1 protein-coding gene is annotated in these 1,627 nt (G+C 57.8%); it reads left to right on the top strand.

Features of this window, described 5'->3' with window-relative positions; genetic code table 11:
* Positions 1 to 122 precede the first annotated feature (122 nt).
* Complete coding sequence (locus PYV02_RS15275) at positions 123 to 1,346, top strand: Shedu immune nuclease family protein (RefSeq protein ID WP_275759938.1); 1,224 nt, start codon at positions 123 to 125, stop codon at positions 1,344 to 1,346.
* The last annotated feature ends 281 nt before the right edge of the window (positions 1,347 to 1,627 follow it).

Genomic DNA, 1,627 nt, shown 5'->3' with positions numbered 1-1,627 from the left:
GAACTCGTCCGTGTAGTTCTTCCTTGCCATCCCTTGGATTCTCGCTTCCCCAGCGCCGTGCTGGAATCAGCGTGTCCAAGATCAGGGGTCAAGCCCCTTCGGAGCTGCGATGGGGGCCATTCGTGTCAGGTGAAGAGTGGGAATTTGATTCCCCTTCGTACGCTCCGGTGACGGAGACAGATTATGCGCAGGGCAGGATGCCTGACCGTCTATACACGTCGAAGACGTTCGCGAATCGCAACCCCAACTCTTCTGATCTTGGCCAGCCAAGTCGTTTCGTCTACCAGGTTTTTGACGATGACGGCACCGCCTCATCGCTGCGAAGAGAGGGCGAGGAGTGGATAGTCACCCCGATCGATGGCACCCGTGCACAGATCAAAGTCCTCATATCGAGAGAAGCCGGATCTATCGTGGACTTGTGGATTCAACGCGTGCCAGCGGTCGGATCCGGAGCGGTAGTCAAAGAGATCCTGCGAGTCCGACGTGAGGACGCCATTCGCCTAGCGGAGTTCTTTCGCCGTCTCATGCTCCTCGAGCCGGACGGCGCCGATACCGGATTCAGGCTGGACGAAGAAACGCTCTCCCAGTTGTTGAATAATCCCGAGTCGGCGAACCGGGTGTACGAAATGCAGGCGCCGGCCGTCCGCGCACTCATCGCAGACGATGCGCACGCGCGGGATGTTGTTGCCCTCGCCGGCAGACGCGCGGCGCTCGAACATTTTCGAAGGATGCTTAGCGACGACGCCTTCTTCGACTCGCTCGTTGAGGAGGGCAAGGGAAAAGAAGCTGTCTGGCAACAGTTCTTTGAGACCAACCCTTGGGTCTTAGGTGTTGGTCTCGGCACGCAGCTCTACACGTCATGGTCGGAAGAGAAGTTAGAGCAGATCGTGAAAGGCCACTCCATTGCTGGGGACGGAAAGCGCGCAGACGCATTGCTCCGCACTAGTGGGCTGATCCAATCCATGGTGTTCGCAGAGATCAAGCACCATCGGACACCCATATTGAAGGATGAATACCGCCCCAGCGTTTGGTCATTGTCCAAGGATCTCGTCGGCGGTATCAGCCAGGCACAGGTAACAGTCCACCAGGCGGTCGCGGGAGTGGGTGAGCGAGTGGCTCAGCGTGATGCCGGTGGCTTCGAGATGGCGGACTTGACTTACTTAATCCGACCGCGTTCCTTCCTGATCATTGGAAAACTTTCGGAGTTCCTGAACGATCGGGACCAGCACCATCCTGAAAAAATTCGGTCATTTGAACTAGCACGGCGTCACCTTCAAGAGCCCGAAATCGTTACCTTTGATGAGCTTCTAGCAAGAGCGGAATGGATAGTCGACAACTCTGCCTGAACTAGTTTCCTGCACCGCGTTCCCGTAGAGCGTTCCCCTTGCGGGACGCCTGATATGCGAATCTGCGCACCAATCCTGCTCAGGTTCATCCCCAACGAGCGCTCACTTGGCTTTGCGCCGTTGGCGAGCACAGTCAAGAAGGGAGATGGGGCCAGACGTGGCCGTCGCGGTAGGGTCACTCAGCGGCTCATCCCAATCGGGGGTGTAGGAGTTGGGGTCTGAAGCCGCCGGTCTCGAGCAGGCTTCGGGCGATGTAGTTGGTCAGGTTGCGGAACCCGAGT

The sequence above is a fragment of the Antiquaquibacter metalliresistens genome, assembly GCF_029211225.1.
GTDB lineage: Bacteria > Actinomycetota > Actinomycetes > Actinomycetales > Microbacteriaceae > Rhodoglobus > Rhodoglobus metalliresistens.
Note: the sequence above shows the minus strand (reverse complement) of the source record. Positions and strands in the feature narration are given on the sequence as shown.